The organism is Variovorax sp. R-27 (assembly GCF_049913215.1).
Taxonomy (GTDB): Bacteria; Pseudomonadota; Gammaproteobacteria; order Burkholderiales; family Burkholderiaceae_C; genus Variovorax.
Genome location: NZ_CP183984.1, coordinates 2454983 through 2476319 on the forward strand (window position 1 = coordinate 2454983; position 21337 = coordinate 2476319).

The following is a 21337-nucleotide window of genomic DNA, read 5'->3' on the forward strand; positions in this document are numbered from 1 at the left end:
CGACGTATGGCTCATTGAGATCCCTAAATGCTGCATACATAAGGACTCGGGGAATGAAGACCATCAAGAAGCTGATACTGAAGAACTTCAAGCGATTCAAGACGCTTGAGCTCGATTTCGACTCGGAGTTGAACATCTTGATCGGCGGAAACGAGGCGGGAAAGAGTTCTGTACTCCAAGCGCTGGATCTAGTCATGAGCGGAAGCCGTAGCAAAGTGGAGAGCATGGGGCTGGAATCTCTGTTCAATGCGGCGTGCATTGAAGAATTCATGGCTGGTACACGTAAGGTGGCCAATCTGCCAAGGATGTTCATTGAGATCTACTTGGAAGGATTCGCTGAACATGAACTCAATGGCAAGAATCACAGCAAGCGGGACGTCGAGATAGATGGGATAAAGCTAGTGTGCGAGCCGGTAGACGAATACACGCAGCACATAGAAGAGATCCTTCGGGATCACAACTCGAGCTTTCCGTTTGAGTACTACGCCATCCAGTTCTCGAGCTTTGGGGGGCACCCCGTCCATCCTTACAAGAAGCCGCTGAAGCATCTTTTGATTGATAGCGCCCAGATCAACAACGACTACGCAACAAAGGAGTACACCCGTTCAATGTACGTAGCGAGTGCATCGGTGCTGGAGAGAAACCGTCACGCTCTGGAATACCGGAACGCCAAGACAAAATTCCGTGATGACATGTTGGTAGATGTCAACGAAAAGTTGCCCGACTACAAGTTCGGCGTCAGGAGCGGTCCAAAAGCTAGCATCGAGACAGACATCATGATCACGGAGGGCGACATTCCTATCGACAGCAAGGGAAAGGGGCGTCAGTGCTTCATAAAAATCGAGTTTGCCTTGCGGGACCGCGAGCACACTTTAGATGTGCTCCTCTTGGAGGAGCCTGAGAATCATCTCAGCCATATTCACACGCGAAAACTAATCGACCGAATCAGCAATACGCAGAAGAAGCAGATCTTCATTGCGACACACAGCAGCCTGATCTGCACGCGACTTAATCTGAAGAAGGCAATCATCCTTAGCGAGAACGACGCATCCAAGTATTTGCCGTTGAAGAGCCTACCTGACGATACTGCAATGTTCTTCATGAAAGCGCCAGATAACAACGTACTGGAGCTTGCGCTTTGCAGCAAGGCAATTCTGGTGGAGGGGGATGCCGAGTTCATATTGATGGAGGCACTCTACAAAAAACATGCTGAAGGCGGATCCTTGGATGGAGATGGTGTTCATGTCATCTCAGTCGACGGCACGAGTTTCAAACGTTATTTCGATCTAGCCAAAGTTCTCAAGATCAAGGTGGCAGCGGTCCGTGACAACGACGGGGCATATCAGGAAATCTGCGTAACTAACTACGCCGACTACGACCTGCCCACGATCAAGGTGTTTGCCGATCCGAACGACAAGCGTTACACATTTGAGATCTGCATGTATGAGGACAACAAGGCTGTATGCGAGGAGCAATTCGCCGCAGGCAGGAAGACGCTGACTGTCCAGCAGTACATGCTCAAGAACAAGACGGATGCCGCGTTCCTGCTCCTAGAGAAAAATGAAGACGCTCTCGTTGCACCAGCCTATATCCAAGATGCGGTGACATGGATAAGAAAGTAATCTTTGCCGTTGCCGGCTCTGGCAAGACTTACAAAATCGTGGAACAGCTGGACGAGACACATCGCTTCTTATTGATCACGTTCACAGAAGCAAATAGAGAAAATCTGCGCACGCGGATCATCAATAAGTTTGGCCACTTTCCCACCAATATTTGCCTCTACACCTATTTCACTTTTCTGTATTCGTTCTGCTATCGACCATTCTTGCTGAATGCGAAGCGGACAAAGGGAATGACATTCCACCGTCGATCGAACGATCAGCCGAATTTCTCAGCTACGGAGGACCGGTACTACATGACAGCTGGGCGCTGGCTCTATCACAACAGGCTAGCAAAGTACTTGGCGCAAACTGATACGGTCGATAGCGTGATAGCTCGAATAGAGAAGTACTTCGACGCACTCTTCATTGACGAAGTACAGGACTTTGCCGGGCACGACTTCAATTTGCTGATGTCGCTGTGCAAGAGCAATGTCAGGTGTATGTTCGTTGGTGATTTCTATCAGCATACCTATGACACAAGCCGCGATGGCAGTGTGAACATCAATCTTCACTCGGACTATGAAAAGTACAGGAAGCGTTTCGTGACGGCGAAAGTCGACCTTGACCTGACCTCGCTGGTCAAGAGCCGCAGATGCAGCAAGTCCGTGTGTGACTTTATCTCTCAGGATATTGGAATCCATATCGAATCATTCTCGGATTCGACATCTGAGGTTGGACTGACGGAGGATCCAGTGGCCGCGCAAGCGCTCTACGATGCGCCCGGCACGGTGAAGCTCTTTCTGAAAGAGCACTACAAGTACGGTTGTTATTCGCAGAACTGGGGAGCGTCAAAAGGGCTCGATCATTATCAGGATGTGTGTGTCGTGTTGCATCCTGCAGCAGTCACGGCCTGGAAGGCGAGAGCTTTGGCAGGCCTCAATCCAGAGACTCGCAACAAGCTCTATGTCGCGTGCTCGAGGGCGCGGGGCAATCTGATGTTCGTCCCAGAATCCCTCCTCAGACACCACAAGCGCGTTCAAGCTGCATAGGAGAGGCAGCAGGAAAGGAATGACGGCGACGCAGAGTGGTCACTCGAGAAGATGGCAAGTACAGCCTCACATTAGGAGATTCCATTGATTTTCAGCGACGGAGAATGCCCAAATTGCGGCGCAAGGCACTTGCACCTAAGTACATCTGATTTCTTGGAGTGTCCGAGCTGTCACTTGGTTTGCGCGGCTATGGATGGCCTGATTGCCACCGTCATGCCGTTCCTCGGGGAGGGCAATTTTCGATTCGAGGATTCGCGCGTGGCGAAATTCAACGGAATCGGTTTTGCTCCCAGTAAAGCCGGTGGGGTTGTTGCGGATGATTCGAAGCTCTTCATGTCGGTGGACGAGCTTAGAAAGTACCTTGCATCGCTCTCATGGCCAGGAACCGAACGGACCCAAGGTCAGGAGCTTGCACGAAGCTTCTTCAAGGCCTTTGAAAAACGGATCTTGAGTTGCGAAGTCAGCGATTTGCAGGGAGTTGCAACTTCCAATACCCAGCGTACTCAGTTCTACGCGCGCTTACTGCTTCCACGTGTCTCGGCCGATCTTGGAATGGTGCATGGAAAGGAGGAGTTCAAAGTAGATCACGTCATCGCCAGACTTAGTAGGAACGGCCATGCCATTCCATCTATCTACGTGGAATCTGAAAATAATTTCTCCGAAGCCACGCATGAGATCCGGAAGCTTTGTTCTCTCAACTCGCCACTGCGGGTTTTGATCACCTTCACGCAGAAACAGTTCAAACCAGAACCGGCTGCAGGTGCCTATGCGAAACTCCGCGAATGGCAGGCGATCATTCGAGAGCATCACGAGGACAACGAGGATTTCCGTGGGACTTTGGCCGTCATCGTCGCGCGCGTAGAAAAGGGTCAGCTCCTTTTTACCGCGTGTGCCTTCCACAAGACCGGCGATCTAGCTTGGCCTTTGTCGGTGCTGGTTGAACGAGATCTTGGCTAAGAGGTCTCCATGACGTGCACGTATGCTGTGCAGTCGCGCTGACCTTTGGTCCACGGTTGTCTCAACGTTGCGGCATGTCCTTCACCGAGTACCCCAGACTCACAGTCGCATCCTCCGGAATAGCCGGCATCGTCGCATTCCAAGCCGCCCAGTCCGCCCGCATTGCAGCCAGTCGTTCAGGCTCCTTCTTCCCCAAATTCGCCCGCTCGCGTTCATCCGCCGGAATGTTGAACAGGTACTCGTTCCCGTCCACCTTCAAATACTTCCAGTCCCCATCGCGCATCGCTTCCTGCCCGCGATGGTTCATGCGCCAGTGCAGCGGCCGGCGAAAGCTGTGCTTCGCGTCCTTCAGTACAGGCATCAGCGACACGCCGTCCAGCGGATAGTCCGAGTGCGCTGAAACCCCGGCCGCGTCGAGCATGGTGGCCGACCAGTCCATGGTCATGCACAGCTGCGTGCTCTCGCCGCCCTTGCCGATCACCGCGGGCCAGTGCGCAATCCATGGCACGCGGATGCCGCCTTCGGTCAGGTCCATCTTGCCGCCCACCAGTGGCCAGTTGTCCGAGAAGCGTTCGCCGCCGTTGTCGCTGGTGAACACCACCAGCGTGTTGTCGGCCATGCCGTGCTTTTGCAGCGCGGCCATGATCCAGCCGATGCCTTCGTCCATGTGATGAATCATGCGGCGGTACACATGAATGTTGCCGCCGGCCAGGTCGAACAGGTTGTCCTTCACGGTGGGCGCCTTGGCGGCGTCGTCACGCGTTTCCCACGGCCAGTGGGGGGCGGTGTAGTGCAGGCTCAGGAAGAAGGGCGCTTCCTGCTCTGACATGCGCTCCACATACTCGACCGCGCGTTTGGAGAGGATGTCGGTGAGGTAGCCCTCTTCCTGCTTGTCTTCCTCGCCAAGCCACAGGTCGTGGCGGCCGGTGGAGTCGCAGTGGGTGAAGTAGTCGACGCCGCCCGACATGGGGCCGAAGAATTCGTCGTACCCCGAGCGCAGCGGGCCGAAGGTGGGCGGGTAGCCCAGGTGCCATTTGCCGATGAGCGCGGTCTGGTAGCCGCTGGCCTTCAGCAATGACGGCAGGGTGGGGTGGTCGGTGGGCAGGCCTAGCGTGGTGCTGCCGCGGCTCTTGCTGTTGATGGGCTCTTCGGCGGCGCCGCGCAGGCGGTACTGATAGCGGCCGGTGATCATGCCGAAGCGGGTGGGCGAGCACACGGGCGAGTTCGCGTAGCCCTGCGTGAGCTTCAGGCCGTTGGCGGCCAGGCCGTCGAGCACGGGCGACACGGGGCCGAACACGGCATCGCGGCCGCCGTAGCAGCCGAGGTCGGCATAGCCGAGGTCGTCGGCAACGATGAAGATGATGTTGGGTCTGGTGGTCATGTCTCTTTGACGTTCTTCTTGAAGGGGTTCAGGGCTGGTAGCCCGACTTCTGCACCACTGGCGCCCATTGCGCGCGGTAGGCCTTGAGCATGGCGGCGGTCTGTGCCTGCGTGCTCACCACCGGCGTCATGCCGGAGTCCTTGAACTTGCGTTGCGTGTCCGGGTCTTGCATGACTTCGCGGATCAGGTTGGACAGGCGCTCGACCTTCTCCTTCGACATGCTGTTCGGCGCGAAGAAGGTGTTCCAGCCGGTGGCGGAAAGGTCGAGGCCGGCTTCCTTGAAGGTGGGCACGTTCGGCGCAAAGGGCGAGCGCTTGGCGCCCGACAGCGCCAGGATGCGCAGCTTGCCCGCCGCATGCTGCGGCACCACCACGTCTTCGGTGTCGACGGCAATGGGCACCTGTCCGCCGATCAGGTCGTTCAGCAGCGGGGCCGAGCCGCGGTAGCCGATCACCTGTGTCTGCACGTTGGCCTTTTCGCCGACCATGAGGCCGAAGAAGTGGGGCAGGCTGCCGGTGGCTGGCACGCCCACGTTGGCCTGCGTGGGGTTGGCGCGCATCCAGGCCAGCAGATGGTTCAGCTCGCGCACGGGCAGGCTGGGCGAGACGGCAAGCGCAAAGTTGTAGTCGTTGACGTACGACACGGGCACGAAGTCGCGCTCGGGGTCGTAGTTGTTGTCCTTGAAGACCAGCGGCGCGACGATCATCACGGCGGGGTTGGCGAGCATCAGCACGTTCTGGTTGGCGGGCGTGATCTTCACCTGCTGCGCCGCAAGGCGGCCGCCCGCACCGGGCTTGTTGTCGACCACCACCGCCACGCCCAGCTTGGCGCCGAGCTTGTCGCCCACGATGCGCGCCACGCGGTCGGTGGCGCCGCCGGGGGCGTAGCCGACCACGATGTGCAGGGGGGTGTCGAACTTGGCCTGGGCGCTTGCCTGGGGGGCGAAGGCCGACGCAAAGCCGGCAATGGCCAGCAGGCCGGCGGCGCGGCGGGTGAAAAGGGAGGTCGGCAGCATGATGGGCAAGTCCTTGTCGTCGTCTTCGGTCGGGCGGTGACTGGTAAGTGTGACCGCGAGGCTCGCGGTTGCGGACGATTCTGAAGACGCTGCGTTCGATTGATCAAATCAACCATTGCCGGGGTTTACCCCGCGGCAACACCGGCCTCATCAGTCCACCTTCATGCCGGTTGCCTTGACGATGCGGCCGTAGCGCGCCTGGCTTGCGGCCAGGTGCTCGCTGGCTGCGCTGCCGGTTTCGCCGAGCGGCACCATGTCGAGCGAGGCCAGCCGGGCCTTGACCTCGGGCAGGGCCATCGCCTTCTGCAGCGATTGGCGCAGCGTCTGCATGACCGGCTCGGGCGTGGCGGCGGGCACCATCGAGATATAGAGCACCTCGAACTCCAGGACCTTCAGGCCCAGTTCGCCCACGGTGGGCACCTGCGGCAGCAGCGGCGAGCGTTGCTTGCCGGTAACGGCCAGCGCGCGCAGCTTGCCCGACTGCACCTGTGGCAGCAGGCCCGGCGTGGCGAGGATGCCGGCCTGCACCTCGTCGCCCATCAGCGCCAGCACGGCGGGCGAGTTGCCCTTGTAGGGCACGTGCGTGATCTTCGCACCCGTCTCGGTTGCGAAGATCTCGGCGGCAATGTGGCCGGGGCTGCCGTTGCCGGCCGAGCTGAAGGTGGCCGGCTCGGCCTTGGCCTGGGCAATGAACTCGGGCAGCGTCTTCGCCTTGACGCCCGGGGCCACGCCGAAGCTCAGGCCCGAGGAGCTGAAGATCATCAGCGGCTTCAGGTCTTTGGCCGCGAAGGGCATCGACGCGTACAGGTGCGGGTTGATGGTGAAGGTGCTGTCGATGCCCAGCAGCACCGTGTAGCCGTCTGCCGGGCTCTTGGCGACCAGGTCGGCGCCGATGTTGCCGCCGGCGCCGGGCCGGTTGTCGACGATGAAGGGCTGCTTCAGGTCTTTCTGCAGCGCATCGGCCAGCGCGCGGCCGAGGATGTCGATGGGGCCGCCCGCCGGGAAGTTGGTGAGGAACTTCACCGCCTTGGTGGGGTAGGGCGCGTCGGCTGCGGCGGCGTGGGCGGCGATGGTGCCAAGGGCGAGTGCCGCGCAGGTAGTGATGGCAAAGGCAAGGCGGCGTGTGCCGCCGAAGGCTTTCGGTGAACCGGTGGTCATGTCTCTGTTTGTCTCCGTGTTGGAGGCAACTCTAGGAGGCTGGGAGCACCGGCACAACTGAAAGCTCTTCTGCCAGGTATTCCCGATGGTTATATTCAAACGGCCGCTCGCTCAAGGAAAGCCCCATGTCAGCCATGAACTTTGCGCGCCTGAAGCTGCGCCATCTGCAATGCCTCGTGATGGTGGCGCAAGAGCGCAACCTCGTGCGCGCGGCCGAGGCGCTGTCGCTCACGCAGCCGGCGGTGTCCAAGACCGTCGCCGAGCTGGAAGAGATCGTCGGCCGCCAGCTGCTGCTGCGCCGCCGCCGCGGCGTGGAGCTCACGCCGGCCGCCGAGGTGCTGGTGCGCCATGCCGTCTCTGCCCTGCGCGGCCTGCGCGAAGGCATGGGCCTGGCCATGGACCAGCCCGAGGCCGACCAGTTGCGCGTGGCCGTCGGCGCCTTGCCGAACATGGTGGCCAACCTGCTGCCCGAAGCCGTCGCCCTGCTGAACGAAGCGCACCCCGCGCTGCGTGTGCGCGTGATGAGTGGCACCAACGCACAGCTCATGACGCAGCTGCGCCAGGGCGAAATCGACGTCGTGCTCGGCCGCCTCGCGCAGGCCTCGGCCATGGCCGACCTGGCCTTCGAGCAGCTCTTCAGCGAGCCCCTGCTGCTGGTGGTGCGCCCCGGCCATCCGCTCGCGTCACGGCGCAAGCCGACGCTCGACGCGCTGGCCGCGCACCCGCTGGTGCTGCCGGTGTCGGGCACGCTCATCAGGCACACGGCCGATGCCTTCCTGATCGCGCAAGGCCTGGCGCTGCCCAACCGGCTGGTGGAGGCGACCGACACGAGCTTCGTGGTGGGGCTGCTGCAGCGCTGCGACGCAGTATGGTTCGCGCCGCAAGGAGCGGTGGAAGGCTTCATCGCGCGCGGCGAGTTGAAGCGCGTGGCCATCGACACGTCGAGCACCGAAGGCCCGGTCGGGTTCACGGTGCGCCGCAGCGGCGAGCTGGGGGAGGGCGCGCGGCTGCTGCTCGCAACGATCCGCGGGATCGTGCTCAAGCGAAAGGGCTGAGGCCCTAGGCGGGAGCCTTGAGGTCGTTTTCCCGCAGCATCACGGGCTCCATCGAGCCCTGCGCCAGTCGGCGTCGCACGGCCGCGTCGATTTCCTGGGCATGAAGGCCGTATGTGTTCAGTGGGTCGGCGTCTTCGCCGGTGCGGTAGTGATAGCGCAGGGTTTCCCTTCCGATGCTTGCGTTCACGTCGTGGCCTTCCACCGCCACCGAAAAGCGCACCGTGCCCGAAGCGTCGTGAAAGAAGGCGGTGTCAGCCATCGCAAGGCCTGGTGTGTGTCATGGGAGTCCTTTCGGTGATGCGCAGAAAGACATCCGCGTGGGGCACTCTAGTCCTTAATGCCGGTGGCGTCTGTCCGGTCTCACGCTTATGCTCTCGCCGGCATGGACATACAGAGGAGGAGCAGCCGATGAGTTCGTTGGAAGAAGTCTGGGCCTACCGCGAGGAGACCCTTTACCCGCAGCTGTTCGGTGAAAAGCACAACGGCATCTTCGTGCTGGACCACGACGACTTCACGTCGCTGGGCGCCGAAAACGTCGATCCGCGCTGGCTGCACCTCGGTGTGTTCGAGTTCGAGCCGACGCCCGCGCGCAACTCGTGGCTCTACGTCACTTCGGGCGGATCGACGCCCTGGGAGACGGAGCCTGCCGACTACAACCCCGAGGAATATTCATGGCTGGGCTCCGAGCTGGTCATCGAAGTGCCGTCGCAGCCCCAGGACCAGTGGCCGATCAAGCTGCTGCGCCGGCTGCTGGCCTACAACGTGTTGCTTGCGCACGGCCGGTTCGGTGAAGACAAGCCGGTGTTCGACTACGGCGACCGCATCCCCATCGGCGATGTGATCCGCGAGAAGGGCGCCATCGGCCTGCGCTGCGTCGTGCTGGCGGAGCCGAAGCACTACCCCGCCACGGCGCAGCTGGCCTCGGGCCAGTTCGACTTTCTTCAGGCCGTGGGCATCACCGATTCAGAAAAGGACTGGGCCAGGGCGCACGGCTCTGAAGCGCTGCTCCGGCTGCTCGAAGTGCATGGCGGCTTCCCCGTGACGGACCCGCGACGCAAGGCCGTCGCATGAGCCGTGCAAAAGGAGCTACAGCCGCACCAACAAAGTCCGAACCGTCGCGTGAGCGTGCGCTCGAGCTGGCCGAGTCGCTGCATGCGATGGGCCCGATCGAGGTCAAGCGCTTCTTCGGCGGCTTCGGGCTGGTCATGCAGGGTGTGCAGTTCGCCTTCGTCATGAAGAGCACGCTCTACCTGCGAGTGGACGACACCACCCGCCCGGAGTTCGAACGCATCGGGGCGACGCCTTTCACGTATGCCACGCGCGCCGCGAACGTCAAGGTGGCGAGCTACTACCAGGCGCCGGTCGATGCGATGGACGATCCGCACGTGCTGCGCGAATGGGCCGTGAAGGCGTATGCGAGCGCGGTGGGTGCGCAGCGGCCTAAGCCTGCTGCGCCGCGCAAGAAGCGCCCTGTTCAGGCGCCGACGTAGGCCGCGAGATGCTCGCCCGTGAGGGTGGAGCTGGCGGCGACGAGGTCAGCAGGCGTGCCCTCGAACACGACCTGGCCGCCGTCATGCCCGGCGCCGGGGCCGAGGTCGATGATCCAGTCGGCGTGCGCCATCACCGCCTGGTGGTGCTCGACGACGATGACCGACTTGCCTGCATCCACCAGCCTGTCTAGCAGGCTGAGCAGTTGTTCGACGTCGGCAAGGTGCAGACCGGCGGTCGGCTCGTCGAGCACGTAGACGCCGCCTTTCTCCGCCATATGAGTGGCCAGCTTGAGCCGCTGCCGCTCGCCGCCTGAAAGCGTGGTGAGCGGCTGGCCCAGGCTGAGGTAGCCGAGCCCGACGTCGGCCAGCCGGTCGAGGATGGCGTGCGCAGCCGGCGTGCGTGCATCGCCAGCGCCGAAGAACTCTTTGGCTTCAGTCACCGACATGGCGAGCACTTCGCTGATGTCGCGCCCGCCGAAGTGATGCTCGAGCACCGAGGCGTGAAAGCGCTTGCCCTCGCACTCCTCGCAGGTGGTGGCAACGCCGGCCATCATCGCGAGGTCGGTGTAGATGACGCCCGCGCCGTTGCAGGCGGGGCAGGCGCCCTCGGAGTTGGCGCTGAAGAGCGCCGGCTTCACGCCGTTGGCCTTTGCGAACGCATTGCGGATCGGGTCGAGCAGCCCGGTGTAGGTGGCAGGGTTGCTGCGCCGCGAGCCGCGGATCGAGCCCTGGTCTACCGACACCACGCCCGCGCCGGCAGGAATCGACCCGTGCACGAGCGAGCTCTTGCCGGAGCCGGCCACGCCGGTCACCACGACCAGCACGCCGAGCGGCACGTCGACGCTCACGTTGCGCAGGTTGTGCGTCTTTGCCCCGCGAATCGGCAGCTTGCCCGTGGGCTTGCGCACCTTCTTCTTCAGAGTGGCCCGGTCGTCGAGGTGCCGGCCGGTGAGAGTGTTGCTGGCCCGCAGTGCTTCGACGGTGCCCTCGAAGCAGACGGTGCCGCCGGCAGTGCCGGCCCCGGGGCCGAGGTCGACGACGTGATCGGCAATGGCGATGGCCTCCGGCTTGTGCTCCACCACGAGCACGGTGTTGCCCTTGTCGCGCAGCCGCAGCAGCAGGCTGTTCATGCGCTGGATGTCGTGGGGGTGCAGCCCGATGGTCGGCTCGTCGAAGACGTAGGTCACGTCGGTGAGCGAGGAGCCGAGGTGGCGAATCATCTTCGTGCGCTGCGCCTCTCCGCCCGAGAGCGTGCCCGATGGGCGGTCGAGGCTCAGGTAGCCGAGCCCGATTTCCACGAACGAGTCGAGCGTGTGCGCCAGCTTGGCGAGCAGCGGCGCCACCGATGGCTCGTCGAGGCCGCGCACCCATTCGGCCAGGTCACTGATCTGCATGGTGCAGGCATCGGCGATGCTGATCTTCTTGATCTTCGAAGACCGGGCCGCCTCGCTGAGCCGGGTGCCTTCGCACTCGGGGCAGGTGCTGAACGTTACCGCGCGCTCCACGAAGGCGCGGATGTGCGGCTGCATGGCGTCGACGTCCTTGGCCAGGAATGACTTCTGCACCTGCGGAATCAGCCCCTGGTAGGTGAGGTTGATGCCATCGACCTTGATCTTGGTCGGCTCCTTGTAGAGCAGGGCGTCGAGCTCTTTCTTGGTGAACTTGCGGATCGGCTTGTCGGGGTCGAAGAAGCCGCAGCCGTTGAAGATGCGGCCGTACCAGCCCTCCATGCTGAAGCCGGGAATGGTGAGCGCGCCCTCGTTGAGCGACTTGCTGTCGTCGTAGAACGCCGTCAGGTCGAAGTCGGTAACGGCGCCCCGGCCTTCGCAGCGCGGACACATGCCGCCGGTGCGGTTGAAGCTTTGCTTCACGGTCTTGCTGGCACCGCGTTCGACGGTGATGACGCCGGTCGCCTTGACCGATGGCACGTTGAAGGCAAAGGCGCTCGGCGAGCCGATGTGCGGCTTGCCGAGCCGGCTGAAGAGAATGCGCAGCATCGCGTTGGCGTCGGTCGCGGTGCCAACGGTGGAACGTGGGTCGCCGCCCATGCGCTCCTGGTCCACGATGATCGCGGTCGTCAGGCCATCGAGCACGTCGACCTCGGGCCGCGCCAGCGTTGGCATGAAGCCCTGCACGAAGGCGCTGTAGGTTTCGTTGATGAGCCGCTGCGACTCCGCGGCGATGGTGCCGAACACCAGCGAACTCTTGCCCGAGCCCGAGACGCCGGTGAACACGGTCAGCCGCCGTTTGGGCAGCTCGACGCTGATGTCCTTGAGGTTGTTCACGCGCGCGCCCTGCACGCGGATCAGGTCGTGGTGGTCGGCGGCGTGCAGTGCGTTCTTCTGCGTGTCCTTCGAGTACTTCGAGTCCTTCTTTGGGGCCTTGCTCATCGTGTCTCCGTCTTTGGGGTGATGGGTCAGCGCAGTTGCTGGATGCGGATCATGTTGCCCGCCGGGTCGCGCACGGCGCAGTCGCGAACGCCGTAGGGCTGCTCGGTCGGCTCTTCGACGATCTCGGCCTTGGCGGCCTGCAGCCGCGCGAAGGCGCCGTCGAGGTCCTTGGTGGCAAACAGGATCGTGGCGTAGGTGCCCTTGGCCATCATCTCGGCGATGGTGCGGCGCTCGTCGTCGGTGAGGCCGGGCGTGGCGGCCGGCGGATACAGCACGATCGAAATGCCGGGCTGGCCTGCGGGGCCGATCGTGATCCAGCGCATGCCGCCGTATCCGACGTCGTTGCGAATCTCGAAGCCGAGGGTGTCGCGGTAGAAGGCCAGCGAGGTTTCCGGGTCGTCGTGCGGGAGGAAGGTCGAGTGAATGGTGATGTTCATGGCGATAGTGCTAGGTAGGCAGGGGTGGCGATGCTAGCTGCGGCTCCGGGGTCGGCGCTTCTCGATTCCTGATCGGTCGTGTCACCTGCTTGGCCACGCACGAAGGCATTCCCTCGGTCGCGCTCGCTTCCTGGCGCCGGTAGCTGCCGGGCGGCATGCCGACGAGTTCGGTGAAGCGGGTTGTGAAGGTGCCCAGCGATCCGCAGCCGACCGCGAAGCAGACCTCGGTAACGCTGAGGTCGCCGCGGCGCAGCAGCGCCATTGCGCGCTCGATGCGCCGCGTCATCAGGTAGGCGTAGGGCGGCTCGCCGTAGGCGATGCGGAACTGGCGGCTGAGGTGCCCGGCCGACATGCCCGCGTCGCGGGCAAGCGTTTCAAGGTCCAGTGGCTGCGCGTATTCGCGGTCGATCCGGTCGCGAACGCGGCGCAGCCGTGCGAGGTCGCGCAGTTGCTGCGCAGCGGTGGGTCTGCTGGTCATCCGGCGGATCGTGCCACGGTGCGCCGCAGTGCTCAAGCCGAGCGGGGCGTTCGAGATCAAGGGGCTTTTGAATCGCAGATCGGCCGCTTGGTCTAATGGTGGACTCATGAGAAAAGTCGACCCCGAACGCCAGTCGCTGGTCGACGCCCTGCGCGGCTTCGCGCTGCTGGGCATCCTGGTCGTGAACATCGCGAGCTTTTCCTCGACCTACTACGGCGTCGGCGTGCCCGATCCGATGGCGCAATCGGCACTGGAGCGCGCGGCCCTGCTCGTCAGGACGCTGGTGTTCGAGACCAAGTTCTACCTGCTGTTCTCTTTTCTCTTCGGCTACAGCTTCACCTTGCAGATGCGCGCGGCCGAACGCGACGGCAAGCCCTTTGCGCCGCGCCTGCTGCGGCGCCTGGGGGCGCTGTGGGTCATCGGCCTGTTGCATGCGGTGGTGCTGTATCACGGCGACATCCTCACCACCTATGCGGTGCTGGGAGCGGTGCTGCTGATGCTGCGGCGGCGTGGCGATGTCTTCCTCGCGCGCTGCGCGGTCGGGCTGGTGCTGGCGACGGCGCTGCTTTGGGCCGGCATGGGGTATCTGTGGGCGCTGGCCGGCATTCCGCAGGACACGATGCGCAATGCCTACGGCGAGGCGGCTGCGGCACTGGGGGCCTATCGCGGAACGCCCGCCACGGTGATCGTCCAGCACCTGCGCGAGCTGTCGCAGATCTGGTGGGTCACGGGGCTGGTGCAGGCGCCGACGGCGCTGGCGATGTTCTTCGCGGGCTTCGTCGCCGGGCGGCGCGGGCTCTTCGCAAATGCCGATGCGCATCGCGCGCTGTTCCGGCGACTGCTGTTCTGGGGGCTGGCCATCGGGCTGCCAGGGGCCCTGGTGTATGCCTTTCCGTCGATACGGCTGGACAACGCCGTCCGCGAGCTCTACGGCCTCGCGGCCACGCTGCTGACGGCGCCTTTTCTTGCCGCCGCCTATGCCTCAGGCCTGGTGCTGCTGATGCAGACGCCGCGCGGTCACGTGCTCGAAGGCCTGCTGGCGCCGGCGGGGCGCATGGCGCTGACCAACTACCTGATGCAGTCGCTGGTGTGCGCATGGCTCTTCCTGGCGTACGGGCTGCGCTGGATCGGCACGGTCGGCCCGCTCGCGGCAACGGCCATCGCCTTCGCGATCTTCGCGGCGCAGCTGGTGCTGAGCCGCTGGTGGATGAGCCGCTTCGTCTACGGGCCGGTGGAGTGGCTGCTGCGCGCGTTCACGAACCTCGCGCTTCCTGCGATGCGCCGCAGGCGCTGATCCCCGATCGCAGCGTTTACGGTGGCGGAAGTGGCCGCGACCACAGCCACGCCAGCACCGTCGCCATGCACGCGATGGCCAGTACGGCGAGCCAGGTGCGGTGTGCGGTGAAGGAAACGATCACCGCGCACACCGCCATCGTTGCCGTCGCGCTCCACTTGGCGCGGCGGCTCACGGTACGGCCGTTGGCCCAGTTGTGCAGCAGCGGGCCGAACAGGCGGTGATTCAGCAGCCAGGCGTGCAGCCGCGGCGAGCTGCGGGCCGCGGCCCATGCGGCCATCAGGATGAACACCGTCGTCGGCATGCCGGGCACGACGACGCCGATGAGGCCGAGCACCAGGCACAGCAGCGCAAAGCCGTACAGCAGGGCCCGCGTGAGCGCGGAGTGCCGTTCGGGGGCTGGCGGCTCTGGCTTCAAGGCTGGATCAGGCCACAGCCTGCTGGTGTTCGCGCTCCTGGTTGCCTTCGCTCGCGATGCGCGTCTTCGGCAGGAACTGCGGGTACTCGCGCTGCATGAAATCGATCAGCCCCTCGCGCACGCTGCAGCGCAGGTCGAAGGCCAGCCCCGAGGTGGCGGCGGTGCAGAGCACGCGGACCTGCATGGTGCGCTCGGTGGCGTCGGTCACGCGCAGGTTGAAGAAGCGGCCGTCCCACTCGGGCGCGGCCTTCACGATGCGCTCTGCCTCTTCGCGCAGCGGCGCGAGCGGCATGCCGTAGTCGACGTAGATGAAGACCGAGCCGAGCAGCTGGGCCGAGTGGCGCGTCCAGTTCTGGAACGGCTTCTCGATGAAATAGGTGAGCGGCAGGATCAGGCGCCGGTCGTCCCAGATGCGGATGACGACGAAGGTGCCGGTGATTTCTTCGACGCGGCCCCATTCGCCTTCGACCACCAGCACGTCGTCGATGCGGATCGGCTGCGCCAGCGCAATCTGCAGGCCGGCGATGAGGTTGCTGAACACCGGCTTGGCCGCAAGACCGGCCACGATGCCGATCACGCCGGCCGAGGCCAGCAGGCTCGCGCCCACTTGGCGCGCGCCAGGAAAGGTCATGAGCATCATCGCGCCGCCGGCCACCACGACCACTGTCATGGCGGTGCGCGCAAGCACGCGGGTCTGCGTGAGCACGCGGCGGGCCTGCAGGTTGTCGGCGATGTCGGAAGGGTTCTGCGCCAGCACGCCGTCGGCGAAACCGCTGATGGCCTTCACCGTGAGCCAGGTGGCGGCGGCGATGAGCAGCAGTCCGTTGAGGTGGCGAACGTTGCCGATGAAGCGAAGGTCGTCAGGCGCCGCCTGGAAGATGAGCAGCAGCGCCACCAGCGGCAGCACCAGCCGTGCCGGCGCGTTGCAGTTGATCACCATCGCGTGCACCGTGGGTACGGGGCGGGTGATGCGCTTCAGGACAAGGCCGCCGATGCGGTGAACCAGAAGAGCGAGCGGGATGGCGACGAGGATGGCAATCCATGTGCCGAACCAGGGGTGGGCAAGTATCTCTTTGGTCATCAGGCGGTGGTCGTCGTGGCTGCTGTTGTCTCGTTCAGGGGTTGAAGAATTCGCGCCGCGTCGTCGCGCAGCTGCGTGGCCAGGGCCGTGGCCAGGTCGAGCCGGCGCAGCAGCCAGGGGCTGATGTCGTTGTCGAACGGGTCGGGCAGGGGGATCGGGCCACCGACGGTGGTCGAGCCGGCGCTCTCGGGGTGAGAGGGGCCGGTGGTGGGAGTGGTTCCGATGGCCGCCTCGATGCGTTGGGCGGTGCGGCTGATGGGGCCTTCGACCTCTGCCGGCGTGAGGCGGTCGCGCCGCAGCACGAGCATCGACTTCACCGCGCTCAGTTGCGCGAGCAGCTGGTAGCTGTGGGCCTGCAGGTGTTCGAGCGGCTCCAGCGGCGGCTGCACCGCGCGCGGCTCCGACAGCGAGCGCTGCGTGGCCTGCACCAGCGCCGAGAGGCTGTCGTAGGCCTCGCGGCGCGCGAGACGCCATTCGAGCTCGGGGCTGCTGTCGATGGCCTGCAGCTGGCCCAGGCCGAGCGCCAGGCGCGCATGCCGGGCCTGCGCGGTGAGCACGCGCGACACCAGCGCCGGAATCTGCGTGCGCTCCCACGAGGGCAGCACGTAGCAGAAGCCCCAGGCCAGCGCTGCGCCGATGAGCGTGTCGGCGATGCGCTCGAACAGCGCGAAGATGGGCGCCACGCCCACGTTCAGCATGTGGGCCTGCACCAAGCCGAGCACGGTGGCCGCCACGGCGGTGATGAGATAGCGCCGCACCGCGAAGCTGTGCGCAATGGCCTGCGCCACGGTCACGATCACCAGCAGCATCAGCGCCGACGGGTGCGTCGAGAGCAACCCCACCGCGAGCACGCAGCCCAGCAGCGTGCCGGCCACGCGCGCGTTGCGGCGCTCCAGCGTCTGCGAGAGGCTGCCGCGCAGCACGACCACGATGGTCAGCAGGATCCAGTAGTCGTGAGAGCCCCAGGGCATCGACACGGCGATGGCGTAGCCCGCGGCAATGGCCAGCGCCGCGCGGATGGCGTGGCGCAGCGGCGGCTGGTCCCAGCGCCACAGCGTGAGGAAGGGGCGCAGCGACCAGTCGGTCGGGCTCACGAACAGCTGCCAGTTGGCGCGCACCACGGCAAGGTTGGGCTCGGCATCGCCGCGCGCCATGGCCGACAGGCGCAGCACTTCGTCGTTGATGTGGCCGATGCGGCTGGCCAGTCCGCGAGCGAGCATGGCGGCCGTGGGACCGATGTGGCCGCCGCCTCCACCGTGCATGTTTGCGCTGTCGTCGGCCGAAACGTGGATGGCCGCGAGGCGCGGGCGCCGGTCGGCCACGGCTTCGGGGTGGCGGCCCATCATGAGGGCGTCGGCCAGCGCGATGGTTTCGTCGGCGAGTTCTTCGAGCACGCAGCGCATTTCGATCAGCGCCTCGGCGTGCGCGGGGTGTGCGCGCAGGGTGTCCAGGTCGAGCTCGCTGGCCAGCAACTGGTCGCGCATTTCGAGCACGATCACCAGCATGGCGGCCAGGCGCTGGCGGCGCGGGGTGCGCGGCGATTCGAGCACGATGTCGCGCGTGGCCTGCAGCTGGTCGGCCAGCGCGGCCTGTTCACGAAGCAGCTGGCCCAGCACCGGCGCGGGGGTGTCGCGCACGTCGCGGGTTTCGTCCTGCGGCAGGAACTGGCTGGCCTCGGTGCGCATGAGCGCGGCCAGCGAATACAGCACGTCGGCCACCGACTGGGTGCGAAAGCGCCCGTTGAGTGCCAGGTTGGCGAGCGTGGCCCAGATCACGTACAGGCCCGCGCCCAGGCCGAAGTGCCAGGTGCGCTCCAGCGCGTCGGCCATGCCGGTGGGGGCCGGCGTGGCCATGGAGAACACCATCGAGAACATCACCGCGATCGCGATCGGGATGCCCCGCTTGCCCCAGGCCATGGCCAGGAAGGCCATGAAGGTGGCGGGCACCAGCAGAAGCCCGAGGCGGATTGGCGCGGTGTGCAGCATCTGCACGGCAAAGAACAGCGGCAGGCCGATGAGCGGCGCCGGCAGCATCTGGAAGAACTTGCCGCGGCGCGGGCCCGGCAGGTCGGGCGGCGCGGTGACGATCACGCCGGTGGCGGCGGCCGAGGCCGCGATGGTGCCGAGCCAGAAGTGGATGCCGCCCGAGATGAACAGCAGGCCCAGCGCAACGGTGAGCCCGCTCGCGACGTAGTGGCTCAGCGCAATGCGCAGAGCGGCACGAACGCGGGGCGCGGCGTTGGGCCCCAGCATCGTCACTTGGCGGAAGCGTCGCCCTCGCGGGGCTGGGAAGGCTGGGAAGACTGGGGAGAGGCACCGTTGGCGGGCGCGTCACGGCGCACGCGCGTGAGCTTGCGGGGAGCGGGCTTCGCTTCGGCAGCGGCCGGGGTGGCGCCTTCGGCAGCTTCGTCGGCAAAGTCGACCACGGTGCTGCGGGCGTAGAGGTCAGCCGAGGCATCGTCCGCGTTCGACTTGGTCGAGGCGGACACGGCGCGCACGCGGTCGCTGGCGCGCAGCTTGTCGTCGACGTTGGCGAACTTGGAGTACTTGGCGAGCAGCGGCACCAGCTGGCCATAGATGCGCGGGGCGCCGGCCAGGCATTCGCGCTGCTCGAGGAATTCGGGCTCGCCCGTGAAGTTGCCGATGAGGCCGCCGGCCTCGGTGACCAGCAGCGAACCCGCGGCCACGTCCCAGGGGTTCAGGCCGGTTTCGAAGAACGCGTCGGTGAAGCCGGCGGCCACGTAGGCCAGGTCGAGCGCAGCGGCGCCGGGGCGGCGCAGGCCGGCCGCGCGGGGCATCATGTCCGCCATGATGGCCAGGTACTGCTTGAAGTTGTCGCCGGTGCGGAACGGGAAGCCGGTGGAAATCAGGCACTCGTTCAGGCGGGTGCGCTTCGAGACGCGGATGCGGCGCTCGTTCATGTAGGCGCCGCGGCCCTTGGTGGCGGTGAACAGGTCGTTGCGGGTGGGGTCGTAGACCACGGCCTGCTCGATCTTGCCGCGCACCGACAGTGCGATGGACACACAGTACACAGGGAAGCCGTGGATGAAATTGGTGGTGCCGTCGAGCGGATCGATGATCCAGACGTAGTCGGAGTCTTTGGCGCCGTATTCGGTGCCCGATTCTTCGGCCAGGATGCCGTGTCCCGGGTATGCGCCAAGCAGCGTCTCGATGATCGCTTTTTCGCTGGCGTGATCGACTTCGGTGACGAAGTCGTTGACCTGCTTCTGGGAGATGCGCACGGCCTCGACGTCGAGGGCGGCGCGGTTGATGATCGCGCCGGCGGCGCGTGCGGCCTTGACGGCCACGTTGAGCATGGGATGCAGGTTGGGGGACGACATTCTGGATTGTGAGAAGAACGGTGGGGTTGGTCCCCCGGAGGCGACCCGGCGATGCGGGCGGCGAGAATCGGGCATTTTACCGGCTCCGCCCGTTAGTGTCTCCAAACCCGCCATGCGCACCCGTTTCATCCTGATCCAGACCAGCCACGCCGGCAATGTGGGCGCCGCCGCCCGCGCCATGAAAACCATGGGTTTCGACGACCTCGTGCTGGTGGCGCCCCGCTGGGCCAACGTGCTGCGGCGCGAGGAAACCATCCAGCGCGCAAGCGGCGCGCTCGACGTGCTGACCAACGCCCGCATCGTCGAAACGCTGGATGAAGCCCTGGACGGCGTGACCCACCTGTGCGCCACGGCCATGATCCCGCGCGACTTCGGCCCGCCCACCCGCACGCCCCGGGAGCACCTGGAGCCGCTTGCGAAGCAGGGCGATCAGCACGTGGCTTTCCTGTTCGGCTCAGAGCGTTTCGGCATGCGGAACGAGGACGTCTACCGCTGCAACGTGGCCCTGAGCATCCCGACCGACCCGAAATTCGGCTCGCTCAACCTGGGCGCGGCAATCCAGGTGGTTGCTTATGAATGGCGGCTGGCGCTCGGTGGCTACGAGGTGCGCGAGGCCACCAACCCGGTGCAGGCGGCCGATGCACAGGCGGTGGCCGGCATGCTCGACCACTGGGAGCGCTCCCTCGTGGAGATCGGCTTTCTCGACCCAGAGGCGCCCAAGAAGCTCATGCCGAGGCTGCAGCAGCTCTTCAACCGCGCCCAGCCCACGCCTGAAGAGATCCACATCCTGCGCGGCATTGCCAAGGCCATGAGCGACGCAACTCGCCCGCCGCGAGGCTCGTAGCCTTTTAAAACCTTATCGCCTGTAAGCGATGACGGCGGGTTATAGACTGCCCGCCCCATATCGATATAACGACAAAAGGCAGCGATGTTCTCTCGACTGCGCGCCGACATCCGGTGCATCCTCGAACGCGACCCGGCCGCCCGCAGCGCCTGGGAAGTGATCACGGTCTACCCCGGCTTCCATGCCGTGGTGCTGCATCGCTGGGCACACGCCTGTTGGACGCATGGCTTCAAGTGGCCCGCCCGCTTCATCGCGCACTGGGCGCGCTGGATGACCGGCATCGAGATTCACCCGGCGGCCAAGATCGGCGAGCGGGTGTTCTTCGACCATGCCATGGGCGTGGTGGTCGGCGAGACGGCAGAGATTGGCGACGGCTGCACCATCTATCAGGGCGTGACGCTGGGCGGCACCTCGCTCTACAAGGGCACCAAGCGGCATCCGACGCTGGGGCGCAATGTGGTGGTGAGCGCGGGGGCCAAGGTGCTGGGCGGGTTCGTCGTCGGCGACGGCGCCAAGATCGGCAGCAATGCGGTGGTCATCAAGCCGGTGCCGGCAGGGGCGACGGCGGTGGGCATTCCCGCACGCATCATCCCGTCGAAGACCGACGAGAGCGCCGATGTGGCCGAGCCGCAGAAGTTCTCCGCCTACGGCATCACGCTGGACGATGACCCGCTGAGCCAGGCGCTGCGCGGGCTGGTCGACAGCGCGTCGGGGCAGGAGCACCAGATCGCGCTGTTGTGGCAGGCCATCGAGAAGCTGTCGGCGCAGCCCGGCACCAAGGACTGCGTGCCCGGCGACGCGGCGCGCGACGAGAGCTTCGAGGCGGACAAGCTCACGCAGCTCATCGGCAAATAGCGAGCCCGGCCGGCCTGACTAGCCGGCGCGCTTGGCGGGCGCGTGCAGCGCCCCATGCACGTGGCCTGCGTGCTGACTGAAGGCCTCGGGTGCGAGCGCGGCGGTGTCCAGCTCCTGCAGGATGCCGCAGGCGCTTGCCGATTCGGGGCCGCAGCACTGTTGGCGCAGCGCCTTCAACTGCTTTTCCAATGTCTTGAGCTCGGTGATGCGCGCAGCCACGTGGCCGATGTGGTCGTCCAGCAGCTGGTTGACCTCGCCGCAGTCTTCCTGCGGTGCGTCGCGAAATTTCAGCAGGCTGCGGATCTCGTCGAGGGTCATGTCCAGCGAGCGGCAACGGCGGATGAAACCCAGGCGCTGGGCGTGGTCTTCGTCGTAGATGCGGTAGTTGCCGTCGGTGCGCGCGGGCTCGGGCAGCAGTTGCTCGCGCTCGTAGTACCGGATGGTTTCGACCGGCGTGTTCGCGACCTTGGCCAGTTCACCGATTTTCATGATGC

General features: G+C 64.9%; 21 protein-coding genes. 9 read left to right on the plus strand and 12 right to left on the minus strand.

The features are described 5' to 3' along the window. Positions 1-53 precede the first annotated feature (53 nt). The 3 genes from ACN9MV_RS11385 to ACN9MV_RS11395 all read left to right on the plus strand — a co-directional run bounded on the left by ACN9MV_RS11385 (position 54) and on the right by ACN9MV_RS11395 (position 3607). Positions 54-1622 (plus strand): ATP-dependent nuclease, encoded by a 1569-nt coding sequence (locus ACN9MV_RS11385; RefSeq protein ID WP_426392268.1) that lies wholly within the window; start codon positions 54-56, stop codon positions 1620-1622. After that, entirely contained in the window at positions 1607-2650 is a 1044-nt protein-coding gene (locus ACN9MV_RS11390) for an AAA family ATPase (RefSeq protein ID WP_426392269.1), read from the plus strand. The genes ACN9MV_RS11385 and ACN9MV_RS11390 overlap by 16 nt, the downstream gene beginning before the upstream one ends. Before the next feature lie 189 nt (positions 2651-2839). Then, a complete protein-coding gene (locus ACN9MV_RS11395; RefSeq protein ID WP_426392270.1) occupies positions 2840-3607 on the plus strand; it encodes a hypothetical protein in 768 nt (255 codons plus the stop codon). 61 nt (positions 3608-3668) lie between these two features. Here the strand turns inward: ACN9MV_RS11395 and ACN9MV_RS11400 are convergent, their stop codons facing one another. From ACN9MV_RS11400 to ACN9MV_RS11410, 3 genes are all read right to left on the minus strand, one after another. Further along, a complete protein-coding gene (locus tag ACN9MV_RS11400) occupies positions 3669-4988 on the minus strand; it encodes a sulfatase family protein (protein ID WP_426392272.1) in 1320 nt (439 codons plus the stop codon). A gap of 28 nt (positions 4989-5016) precedes the next feature. Beyond that, positions 5017-6003 carry a Bug family tripartite tricarboxylate transporter substrate binding protein gene (locus tag ACN9MV_RS11405; protein WP_426392274.1) on the minus strand — a complete coding sequence of 329 codons (987 nt, stop codon included), beginning with the start codon at positions 6001-6003 and terminating at the stop codon, positions 5017-5019. 150 nt (positions 6004-6153) lie between these two features. Beyond that, positions 6154-7161, minus strand: coding sequence for a Bug family tripartite tricarboxylate transporter substrate binding protein (locus ACN9MV_RS11410; protein WP_426392275.1), 1008 nt, complete (start codon positions 7159-7161; stop codon positions 6154-6156). 125 nt (positions 7162-7286) lie between these two features. Here ACN9MV_RS11410 and ACN9MV_RS11415 point away from each other — a divergent pair, with 125 nt between their 5' ends. Continuing rightward, on the plus strand, positions 7287-8216 hold the full coding sequence (locus ACN9MV_RS11415; protein WP_307617135.1) for a LysR substrate-binding domain-containing protein: 930 nt from the start codon (positions 7287-7289) through the stop codon (positions 8214-8216). A 4-nt stretch (positions 8217-8220) separates the two neighbouring features. Here the strand turns inward: ACN9MV_RS11415 and ACN9MV_RS11420 are convergent, their stop codons facing one another. Further along, positions 8221-8475, minus strand: a complete 255-nt coding sequence (locus tag ACN9MV_RS11420) for a DUF1488 family protein (RefSeq protein ID WP_426392277.1) — start codon at positions 8473-8475, stop codon at positions 8221-8223. Between the two features lie 149 nt (positions 8476-8624). Here ACN9MV_RS11420 and ACN9MV_RS11425 point away from each other — a divergent pair, with 149 nt between their 5' ends. Further along, complete coding sequence (locus ACN9MV_RS11425; RefSeq protein WP_426392278.1) at positions 8625-9287, plus strand: suppressor of fused domain protein; 663 nt, start codon at positions 8625-8627, stop codon at positions 9285-9287. Beyond that, positions 9284-9706, plus strand: coding sequence for a TfoX/Sxy family protein (locus tag ACN9MV_RS11430; protein ID WP_426392280.1), 423 nt, complete (start codon positions 9284-9286; stop codon positions 9704-9706). The genes ACN9MV_RS11425 and ACN9MV_RS11430 overlap by 4 nt, the downstream gene beginning before the upstream one ends. Here ACN9MV_RS11430 and ACN9MV_RS11435 read toward each other — a convergent pair. The 3 genes from ACN9MV_RS11435 to ACN9MV_RS11445 are packed head-to-tail and all read right to left on the minus strand — an operon-like array spanning position 9691 to position 13011. Beyond that, on the minus strand, positions 9691-12096 hold the full coding sequence (locus tag ACN9MV_RS11435) for an ATP-binding cassette domain-containing protein (protein ID WP_426392281.1): 2406 nt from the start codon (positions 12094-12096) through the stop codon (positions 9691-9693). The genes ACN9MV_RS11430 and ACN9MV_RS11435 overlap by 16 nt on opposite strands. Before the next feature lie 26 nt (positions 12097-12122). Beyond that, a complete protein-coding gene (locus ACN9MV_RS11440) occupies positions 12123-12533 on the minus strand; it encodes a VOC family protein (RefSeq protein ID WP_093079807.1) in 411 nt (136 codons plus the stop codon). A gap of 10 nt (positions 12534-12543) precedes the next feature. Beyond that, a complete protein-coding gene (locus ACN9MV_RS11445; protein WP_426392283.1) occupies positions 12544-13011 on the minus strand; it encodes a helix-turn-helix transcriptional regulator in 468 nt (155 codons plus the stop codon). Between the two features lie 106 nt (positions 13012-13117). On the opposite strand from ACN9MV_RS11445, the gene ACN9MV_RS11450 reads away from it, so the two are divergent. After that, on the plus strand, positions 13118-14305 hold the full coding sequence (locus tag ACN9MV_RS11450; protein WP_426392285.1) for a DUF418 domain-containing protein: 1188 nt from the start codon (positions 13118-13120) through the stop codon (positions 14303-14305). Between the two features lie 16 nt (positions 14306-14321). On the opposite strand, the gene ACN9MV_RS11455 is transcribed toward ACN9MV_RS11450, so the two are convergent. From ACN9MV_RS11455 to ACN9MV_RS11470, 4 genes are read right to left on the minus strand one after another with little or no spacing between them, the layout of a single operon-like run. Then, a complete protein-coding gene (locus ACN9MV_RS11455; protein WP_426392287.1) occupies positions 14322-14723 on the minus strand; it encodes a YbaN family protein in 402 nt (133 codons plus the stop codon). Positions 14724-14730: 7 nt separating this feature from the next. Next, complete coding sequence (locus ACN9MV_RS11460; RefSeq protein ID WP_093057906.1) at positions 14731-15804, minus strand: mechanosensitive ion channel family protein; 1074 nt, start codon at positions 15802-15804, stop codon at positions 14731-14733. Continuing rightward, positions 15804-18056 (minus strand): FUSC family membrane protein, encoded by a 2253-nt coding sequence (locus tag ACN9MV_RS11465; protein WP_426392288.1) that lies wholly within the window; start codon positions 18054-18056, stop codon positions 15804-15806. Before ACN9MV_RS11465 ends, ACN9MV_RS11460 begins: the two co-directional genes overlap by 1 nt. Before the next feature lie 2 nt (positions 18057-18058). After that, a complete protein-coding gene (locus ACN9MV_RS11470; RefSeq protein WP_093057904.1) occupies positions 18059-19144 on the minus strand; it encodes an inositol monophosphatase family protein in 1086 nt (361 codons plus the stop codon). 112 nt (positions 19145-19256) lie between these two features. On the opposite strand from ACN9MV_RS11470, the gene ACN9MV_RS11475 reads away from it, so the two are divergent. After that, a complete protein-coding gene (locus ACN9MV_RS11475; RefSeq protein ID WP_093079822.1) occupies positions 19257-19988 on the plus strand; it encodes an RNA methyltransferase in 732 nt (243 codons plus the stop codon). A gap of 84 nt (positions 19989-20072) precedes the next feature. Then, positions 20073-20843, plus strand: a complete 771-nt coding sequence (gene cysE / locus ACN9MV_RS11480; RefSeq protein ID WP_093057902.1) for a serine O-acetyltransferase — start codon at positions 20073-20075, stop codon at positions 20841-20843. Positions 20844-20861: 18 nt separating this feature from the next. On the opposite strand, the gene cadR is transcribed toward cysE, so the two are convergent. Further along, complete coding sequence (cadR, locus tag ACN9MV_RS11485) at positions 20862-21332, minus strand: Cd(II)/Pb(II)-responsive transcriptional regulator (RefSeq protein WP_097199486.1); 471 nt, start codon at positions 21330-21332, stop codon at positions 20862-20864. Positions 21333-21337 lie beyond the last annotated feature (5 nt).